6 protein-coding genes are annotated in these 9,456 nt (G+C 56.6%); all 6 read left to right on the top strand.

What is annotated here, in order from left to right; all coding sequences use genetic code 11:
* A partial coding sequence (locus VIR50_RS08135; RefSeq protein ID WP_331934644.1) for a SusC/RagA family TonB-linked outer membrane protein occupies positions 1 to 1,942 on the top strand: 1,942 nt, incomplete at its 5' end.
* Between the two features lie 12 nt (positions 1,943 to 1,954).
* Positions 1,955 to 3,457 carry a RagB/SusD family nutrient uptake outer membrane protein gene (locus tag VIR50_RS08140; RefSeq protein ID WP_331934645.1) on the top strand — a complete coding sequence of 501 codons (1,503 nt, stop codon included), beginning with the start codon at positions 1,955 to 1,957 and terminating at the stop codon, positions 3,455 to 3,457.
* 40 nt (positions 3,458 to 3,497) lie between these two features.
* Complete coding sequence (locus VIR50_RS08145) at positions 3,498 to 4,442, top strand: hypothetical protein (RefSeq protein ID WP_331934646.1); 945 nt, start codon at positions 3,498 to 3,500, stop codon at positions 4,440 to 4,442.
* A gap of 29 nt (positions 4,443 to 4,471) precedes the next feature.
* Positions 4,472 to 5,923 carry a hypothetical protein gene (locus VIR50_RS08150; RefSeq protein WP_331934647.1) on the top strand — a complete coding sequence of 484 codons (1,452 nt, stop codon included), beginning with the start codon at positions 4,472 to 4,474 and terminating at the stop codon, positions 5,921 to 5,923.
* Between the two features lie 48 nt (positions 5,924 to 5,971).
* Positions 5,972 to 7,174, top strand: coding sequence for a glycoside hydrolase family 26 protein (locus VIR50_RS08155; protein WP_331934648.1), 1,203 nt, complete (start codon positions 5,972 to 5,974; stop codon positions 7,172 to 7,174).
* Between the two features lie 192 nt (positions 7,175 to 7,366).
* A partial coding sequence (locus VIR50_RS08160; RefSeq protein ID WP_331934649.1) for a glycosyl hydrolase 2 galactose-binding domain-containing protein occupies positions 7,367 to 9,456 on the top strand: 2,090 nt, incomplete at its 3' end.

The following is a 9,456-nucleotide window of genomic DNA, read 5'->3' on the forward strand; positions in this document are numbered from 1 at the left end:
CAATATCCTCTCGGCCGGATGGCGCAACAACAACGGCGGACTGGCCTATTGGCGCAACCCCATCTACCCCGTCTACAACGAGGACGGCACCTACTATCTCACCAACGCGCAGGACTACGGCCATCCCTTGGCCCTCTCCGACAACCGACTCAACAAGTCGAAGACCCTCGACGTCATCACCTCGCTGGCCTTGGAGTGGCAGGTATTGCCCTCACTGCGCCTCACCTCGCAGGCAAACTACAAGTTTGGCAAGTCCACGGGCGACATTTACCAACCCAAAATCTACACCGAGGTGGGTACGATGAACAACGGTCAGGGCGAGATAAGCAATTGGGAAGGCAACAACCTCGTGTGGGATACCTTCGCAAACTTCACGAAGACCGTCGGACTTCACGACTTCGGCGCCATGGCCGGCTTCTCTTGGGAGTATGGCAACAGCCGTTCGTCCAATCTCGTGGGCCGCGATTTCGTCAACGAAGCGCTGCGCAATGAGAACCTGAGCGCCGGTTCGCCCGAGAAATACAACGTCAGCAACGGCTATTCCACGAGCACCATGCTCTCCGGAATGCTCCGTCTGAACTACACGTACGCCAACCGTTACCTCTTTACTTTCACCGCCCGTACCGACGGAAGCTCAAAGTTCGGCGACAACAACAAGTGGGCTTTCTTCCCATCAGGGGCCATCAGTTGGAAAGCTCATGAGGAATCGTTCATCAAAAGCCTCAAAGTGTTCGATGAACTCAAGTTCCGTCTCAGCTACGGAATCAGCGGTAACCAAGGCATAAGCCCCTATCAGACGCTCAGCCGCTACGGTACCGACAAATATTTCAACAACGGCAATTGGGCCACGACCATCGGTCCGGGCTACGTTTCGGGCTGGACGGGCCCCGGATGGATATACCGTGTGTGGAGCGGAATACCCAATCCCGACCTCAAATGGGAAACGACGGCACAGACAGACTTCGGTATCGACATGGCATTTTTCAACCGCCGACTGCGCATTTCGCTCGATTTATACGACAAACAGACCACCGACCTGCTCCGACAACGCAATCTTGCCCTCTCATCAAGCTACGATAAGATGTGGGTTAACGACGGAAAGATTCAGAACAGAGGCTTTGAGCTGACCGCGGATGCCAACATTCTCGACACCAAAGACTGGCATTTGGCCTCTACTTTCATCTTCTCGCTCAACCGCAACAAGGTGAAAGACCTCGGCAACCGCGTCGAGTCGGGCCTCGTGACCGACCCTCTGACCGGCATGCTCTTCGAATATTCGGGCAACAGTCTCGAACAATACCGCGACTATACCAACATTCTGGCCATCGGACAGCCCATCAACGTGTTCTACGGTTACCGTGTCGACGGTATCATTCAGACCATGAACCAAGGTATCGACGCAGGTCTGACGGGCGACTATGCCCAACCCGGCGAGTTCAATTACATGGACCTCGACGGCTCAGGCTCCATCACCACGGCCGACAAGTGTGTCATCGGCGACCCCAATCCCGACTTCACGGCCAGTCTCAACCTTAATATAGGGTGGAAAAAATGGACCCTCAACCTCTTCCTCAACGGCGTATTCGGCAATGACGTGCTCAATACGCAGCGCTTCGGACAGCCCTCCAACCAGCCCTTTCGCTGGACCCGAGACAATCCTACCAACGCTTATCCCAGCCTGAGGGACGGCCGTCAGACCAAGATTTCCGACTGGTGGATAGAGGACGGCTCATTCCTGCGCGTCCAGAACGTAACGTTGGGTTACACGTTCGACTTCAAGAAGAGCTTCGTCGATAGGCTCCACCTCTATGCCGGCGTATCCAATCTTTACACGTTCAGCCACTTCAAGGGCTACGATCCCGAAGTGGGACTCAACGGAATCTACAGCGGTGGCTACCCGAGGCTGCGCAAATGGACCATAGGATTTGACTTAACCTTCTAAAACCGAACCAATATGAAAACTTCAAAAATAATCTCACTGCTTGCCGGCGCGGCCCTGCTGACCGCCTGCAGCCTCAAGGAAGAACCTTACGGATTCTACTCTGAGAACAATTTTTACAAGACTGAGGCCGACGCCGAGGCCGCTCTGATGTACGCCTACGGCGACCTTACCTACTTGGAATACTCGCGTTCGGTGTTCTTCTTGGGCGACATGCCCACCGAGGAGCTCACGACCAAGAGCGACGCCACGGCCGAGAACCAAGACATTAACAATTGGAAAGTGGATAACTTCAAGACAAACACCACGCTGGAGAACTACTTTAAGTACGCCTTTATCGGTATCAACCGGGCCAACGGTGTCATTCAAAACGTTGAGAACGCCACTTTCAACGAGCAAAAGCGCAATCAGATTCTCGGCGAGGCCTACTTCCTGAGAGCTTGGAACTACTTTAACCTCGTGCGAAACTTCGGCCTTGTGCCCATGCACACTACCATGGTGGACGAGCTCAATGAGACTTCGGCGCCGCTGGCCGGGTCGCTCGACGAGGTGTACGACCTCATCTTGGGCGATTGCCGCAAGGCTTCCGACCTCCTGCAGGTCTATCCCAAGCCACAATTGGGCCGCACCGACCGGGTGGCAGCACAGTCGCTGGCCGCCAAAGCTTATCTCTACGTGGCCTCGGCCAAGGAAAGTGGCGTGAAACTTTACCGCGACATGAAGCGCGAAGTGGAGCTTATGTACGATAGCGCGGCCTATTTCGCCGGTGAAGTGGTAGAAAAACAAACCACCTATGGCTTCTCCGACAACCTTCTTGACATCTATGACGTCGATAAACCCGCAGGACCTGAGCACATATTCCTCATGTCCATGGACCGCAGTGGCGTGAGTGAAGGCCAATATTCCAAGATTTCAAAGATGTTCATTCCCTACGTCGACGGCGCCACCATTTATCTGAAACAAGGCAGCAGCGCCACTTTCATTCCCTCACACGACGGTTGGGGCGAGTATCAGACGACCTCCGTGTTCTTCAACAGCTATGACCCGGCCGATAAACGCAAGACGGAGCTCATCGTAGACAAGGTGTATCGTGCCGACGGAACAGTCAATGTAGCGTATCCCGGCAAGCTTCTTTACCCCTTCTGCCGTAAATATATCGACCCGAAATTCGATGGCGACAAGACCAGCACACGGCCTTTCCTCCTTCGTTATTCAGATGTGGCGCTCATCTATGCCGAGGCCGTGGGTCCCACAGCCAAGGCCTATGAGCTCGTGAACTTCATTCGCAGGCGGGCAGGACTGGGCAACTTGGCGCCCAACCTTAGTAAGGCCGACTTCAGGAAAGCCGTGCTCAACGAGCGAAAATTCGAGATGGCCTTCGAGGGAGACTACATGTACGACCTCCGTCGCACCAATCGTATACAGTCAATACCCGAGGCCCAGAGCTTGGGAGAGGACCAAACGACCTTCTACCCCATACCACAAGCCGAGATAAACCTCAACGGCAGCCTCAGATAACATCCTTTTCAATTACACACTTTGCATTATGAAAACCATCATGAAATACGCGTTGCTGCTGGCAACTGCCTGCTTGTTGCAGGCCTGCGTCAAGGATCAGCAGGACGAAATCAACGACGGAGGCTGGAATCATGAGCGCTCTGTCCTCAACATAGCGTTTGAAAACCAGATTGGAAACGCCACCATCGACAACCTCGACGCCACCACCGGCGACATAGAACTATCCATCAACGTGGGCGCGCAGCCCAGTATGGCTGACGTGAAGCTCACCAATTTGGAACTGTCTTACCAAGCCCGGGCGTCCATAAAGGCAGGAGACCACCTCGATTTCAGCACGGGCAAGGCCTCGTTCACCGTTACTTCCACCCTCGGAGAGACCCGCACATACACCATCAAGGCCAAGTCTTTCCTCGAAGAGCTGGTCGGCAGTTGGACCATCAACGCCCTTACCATCTACGGAGGCACCGGTCCCGAGTATGGCGGTGGCGCAGTAATGAAGCTGACGGACAAACCTTGGTGCTGGAAAGACGCTACCGGGCCTGCCAAGGAAACCGACAACACCCTCACCTTCACCCTCGACGGCGTAACGGCGGCGGGCAATCCCACGGGCCGATGCGTCAATGAGGCCGGAGCGGACAAGACCTTTGCCGACTTCATATTCCAAGGCTCGATGAACAAGGAGGGCAAGGACGACATCGACCTGAAGCACTTTTACCGCCAAATTCCCGAGGGCGAGAGCACTTGGGAGCGCGATTACACCAAGGGAACCATCACCTTCACCGCCAAGGATGGCCGACAAACGACGGGTTCTTTCATCGGTTCGGGCGAGGTAAGCTGCGGCAACGGCAAGTCGTTCAACGTGGAAAACAACGCTTTCCAATTCGCTTTGAACGGCAAGGACGACTGGACCAACATCTACAGCGACTACGACAAGTTCGCCAAGAAGCCCCGTCTGTACTGGATTTCCGTTACAAAGAAGAAATAAACCGCCCCTTCACTACATTATAGAAAGATATGATGAAGCACATTCTTATGGTCATGATGTGGCTCTGGAGCTGGCAAGCCGGCGCACAGACCACCGTAGACTACGATTTCAACACATGCGTCAATGCCGGTTATATCGGCAATGGCACCCAATGGGATCCCTACCAGCTCGACTACGGAGAGGGCCTCATGGACTTCCCGGAGGCCGAATGGCAGAAGATATACCGCCGCCTCGACTTCATGCGACCGCAGCTCATGCGCGTCGTCCACAACACGGCCACCCTCATGAAGGACGGAAAACTCAACCCCATGGGCAACTTCGAGCAGGTAAGACACATACTCGACTACTGCCAACAGCACGGCGTCAGCGTCATCTTTGGCGACTGGGGATGGGGTCTGGCCAATGCCAAGAACCGGTCGTTCGACCGAAAGAAGGTGGAAATGGCGGCCGACTATGTAACTTGGTTGGTGAAAGAGAAAGGCTATTCGTGCATCAAATATTATAATATGGTGAACGAACCCAACGGCTATTGGTCGACAACGGAGGGCAACTATGACCTTTGGCGCGACCTCACACTTTGTTTCTACCACCGCATGAAGCGCAACGGCATGCTCAAAAAAGTGAAGCTCACCGGCGCCGATCTCGCCATTTGGACGCCCGCCGAGGTAGGTTGGCAACGCAAGGCAGCCCAAGACATCGACATAGAGCTGTACGACATCCACACCTACCCCTCAAAAGTAACGGTCAACAGCGGCCAATACAGCCACATCATCAGGGCCTATAAGGACGCCGTTCCGCAGGGTCACAAGATTGTCATGGGCGAAGTGGGACTGAAGTTCGTCGAACCCGTCGACTCACTTTACCAGCAAGAAAACCTCAGAAGGGCCGCCGCACGCCCTCATGCCTCCATGGATGACAGCCAAATGTTCATCTTCGACTACATGTATGGCACCGACATGGCCGACGTTCTCATACAAACGGCCAACGAGGGCTACTCAGGTTGCGTGGCATGGATGCTCGATGACGCCATGCACAGCGCCGAACGACCCGATAAGCTCAAGATGTGGGGCTTTTGGAACATCTTTGGCGACGAGCGCTTCGGGGCCGACCAAGAAACCATCCGCCCGTGGTTTTACGCTTGGAGCCTGCTGACAAGGTACATGCCGGCCGGCTGCCGGGTGATGAGAACGGCCGTCAGCGGCCATCCCGGCGTGAAAGCCATCGCCGTGGAGCACGAGGGACGGCGCATGATAGCCGTGCTCAACGTGTCGAAACGCCCACAGAAAGTAACGCTCAAAGGCAACGCCAAGCTATCCGACTGCCGACGCTACGACTATGCCGAGGGCCGTTTGAAACTGTCGGACGAGCATATCCTCCTGCCCAACGCCGAGCACCAAACCCTCGATTTGCCCGCGGGGCAGACCATAGACATGCCCGGCGAGTCCTTGATACTCTACGGCGAGGAGGGCTTCATCAAATAAGAACAACGCCACAGCGCGCCATCCATCAACCCATTAATCCTAAAAAAAATGATCACTTATACATATCAAATCAAGAATTTCTGCGTTATCGCACTGACAGCCCTGCTCACCCTATCGTGCAACGACGTGGAACTGCCGGCCCCGAAGCCCTCTACCATCGAGATTCCCTCGGCCGACGTGAAGCAACTCACCATCGTCGACAAGAACGCCACGGCCGAGACACGGGCGCTTTACGCCAATCTGTGGCAGGTACAACAGACCGGTTTCATCTTCGGTCACCACGATGACCTCACCTACGGGCGCTATTGGCAGTACGAACAAGGCCGCTCCGACACCAAAGAAGTGTGCGGCGACTACCCCGGCGTGTACGGTGTCGACTTGGCCGAGGTCATGGACGACCGGGCCGAAAGCCAAAAGGCGGTGAACGAGGTGCGCCGTCGCTGCATCACGGAAGCCCGCCAACGGGGCATGGTCATCCTCGCTTGTGCCCATCTCAACAACCCTCTCACCGGTGGAGACGCGTGGGATAACAAGAGCAACGAGGTGGCCAAGGAGATTCTGAAGGCCGGAAGCGCCACGCAAAAGAAGTTCAACGGCTGGCTCGACAAGCTCGTTAGCTTCGTCGGCGGGCTGAAAGACGACAAGGGACAGCCCATTCCCATCATCTTCCGCCCCTTCCATGAGCACACCCAAAGCTGGTCGTGGTGGGGCAACCAATGCACGACGGAGCAGGAATTCATCAGCCTTTGGCGCTATACCGTCGACTACCTGCGCCGTGCCGGCGTCCATCAGTTCATCTATGCCTTGTCTCCGCAGATGGACTCGCCCAAGACCGAGAACGATTTTCTCTATCGATGGCCGGGCGATGACTACGTGGATTTCATCGGCATGGACTGCTACAACGGTGGCGTGGCGGCCACGCTATCAGTCAACCTGCGCATGCTACAGAGCGTGGGGGCCAAGAAGCACAAGCCCTGCGGCGTCACCGAGACGGGCGTCGAGGCCTTTACCGACGCCAAATATTGGACCCGCCAGCTTCTCGCTCCGGCCGAAGGACGCAAGGTGAGCATGATTGTCACATGGCGAAATAAGTTCGTCAACGGCGACGAAACCGACAAACACTTCTTCTCCGTCTACCCCGGCCACCCCTCGCAGGCCGATTTCGTGCGCCTCTACGACAGTCCGCAAACGCTCTTCTGCAAAGACTTGCCGCCGATGTATGCCATGCCCTCCGGCATGACCGTCGAATAGCTGCCCCACGGCCCGCCCGCCACCATTCGTCCGACGGGCCCGAGCGACTTTCCCGAAGCAGCCTTCCCACCCTGCCGAAGCAGCCCTTTCGTCATATCGAAGAGGGCCTTTGACAAGGCCGGAGGCCACCTTTCGCAAAATCGTTATCACCGTATGACTATGATACTAAAAACAAACAGATTCGTGAAAACTATGATGACAAAACGATACCCGTCTTTTACGAGACGGGTATCTGTGTTGAAATGTGTCGCCGCCATCGCGGGGACGACGCTCTTTAGCCCGACAATGATGGCACAAGCACAATTTACCCGTGGCATAGGACAATATCCCGGCAAGGCCGCCGACTATCGGGGACCCATTCTGAAGAAAGACAACACGCTCCGCAACGTGGCCCTCCATAGGGCCGCCTACGCCTCGGCGTCAGTAGATTACAACCTTACGGCCCAGTTGGCCACCGACGGTATCATCGCCCACAACGAGCCGGCACGCCTTACCGTCACCACGCCCGACGGCCCGCTATCGCTCCGTGACAAGGAGAAAACGCTCGACGGCAACATCCATTCCCACACCACGCTCACCGGAGCGCGGACCTTCCTGCAATTCGACTGGGCCGGCATGGAGGTCAATATCGACACGCTGCGCCTCATGGCCGAGGCCGTTTACCGCCCCGACGACGCCACCCGAGGCTACACCATCAGGGTGATGGGCTCCAAGGACGGTCGCCGATGGCAGCAGATAGGCCGGCTCCAAGGCAGCGACCTGCCCGGCCGTGCCGCCCGACAGCTCGTGAGTTCCGACCCCAATAAGCGTGAGGCGGCCATCCGCCTGCCCATGCGGCTCGTCGAGACCACCATTCCCATCAGCCGAAAGGGCCGCTACAGCCATGTCAGATTGGAGTTAGACATGCCCGGTTGTGCCTATTGGCGCATTTATGAGCTCAATGACGACTGGTTGCCCTCGGCCCATTTCACGAGCGCTTTCGCCGTTCCACAGTCCAAAAGCGGCCAACCGGCGTGGCTCTATGTCGACCTCGGCACCGACGTTGCCATTTCCCACCTGCGCCTCCATTGGCTCCACAAGGCTCGCAAGGCCCGTATCCAATTTTCGGACGACGCCCGACGCTGGACCGACAAGGCCACCCTCGGCGCCACGAAGGCCCTCGACGAGCGCGTCAACTGCACGGGCAAGGCCCGCTACGTGCGCCTGCTGATGGAACAAGCCGACCCGAGCGGTCTTTTCGTTTTGAGCGAAATGGAGGTCTGGGGACGGGGAGGACTCGTGGCCGAGGCCCAAAACCATGGCCCCATCACCGACTGGCAACTGCGTCGCGAGGGCGATGAGCAATGGATAACGGCCACCGTGCCGGGTACGGTCCTCACGAGTTATGCCAACATAGGCGCCATTCCCGACAACCGCGTGGCCGATAACATGCGACAGATTTCGGAGAGTTATTTCCAATCCGACTTCCTATATCGGGCCCGTTTCAACCATCAGCCCGCCCCGAAGGGCCGCCACACCTATCTCAATTTCGACGGAATCAATTGGAAAGCCGAGGTTTATCTCAACCATAAGCTGCTCGGTCGCATTGACGGAGCGTTCATCCGGGGCCGCTTCGACATAACGGCGCTGGCCCTGAAGGGCGAGAATCTGCTCGAGGTAAAGGTCATCAAGAACGCCCATTTCGGTGCCGTGAAAGTGAAAAACCAAGAGAGCACCGACCTCAACGGCGGCGCCTTGGGGGCCGACAACCCCACGTTCCACGCCTCCATAGGTTGGGATTGGATAACGAGCACGCCCGGTCGGGAAGTCGGAATATGGAACGACGTCTACTTGTCGACCGATGGTGGCGTCAGTCTTTCCGACCCGCTGGTGACCACGGAGCTGAACCTGCCCGATACTTTGGCCACGATGACGCCGCGGGTCATGGTGCGCAATAACGACACAGTGGCCCGACGGCTTCTCCTCAAGGGCCGCATAGGCCACCTACAATTCCAAAAAGAGATTACGCTAAGCCCGCTGTCACAGCAGGAAGTGGCCTTCAGCCCGGCCGACTATCCGCAACTCAGCCTGCAACGCATGCGCCTTTGGTGGCCCAACGGCTACGGCGAGCCCTATCGTTACGACGCAGGTTTCACCCTGACCGACCCTGACAACGGCCAAACCGTTGACCAATTAGATTATAAGACGGGCATTCGCCAAATGAGCTATCGCGACATCGACACCGAGACAAAGCTCTATGTCAACGGCAAAAGGGTAACGCCGCTGGGCGGAAACTGGGGGTT

Origin of the sequence: Prevotella sp. (assembly GCF_036570325.1) — a bacterium.
In the GTDB taxonomy this organism is placed as follows: Bacteria; Bacteroidota; Bacteroidia; order Bacteroidales; family Bacteroidaceae; genus Prevotella.

Bases quoted from the DNA above. Each gene is read 5' to 3' on its own strand.
- VIR50_RS08150 (WP_331934647.1), top strand. From the start codon at position 4,472: ATGATGAAGCACATTCTTATGGTCATGATGTGGCTCTGGAGCTGGCAA.
- VIR50_RS08145 (WP_331934646.1), top strand. From the start codon at position 3,498: ATGAAATACGCGTTGCTGCTGGCAACTGCCTGCTTGTTGCAGGCCTGC.
- VIR50_RS08155 (WP_331934648.1), top strand. From the start codon at position 5,972: ATGATCACTTATACATATCAAATCAAGAATTTCTGCGTTATCGCACTG.
- VIR50_RS08140 (WP_331934645.1), top strand. From the start codon at position 1,955: ATGAAAACTTCAAAAATAATCTCACTGCTTGCCGGCGCGGCCCTGCTG.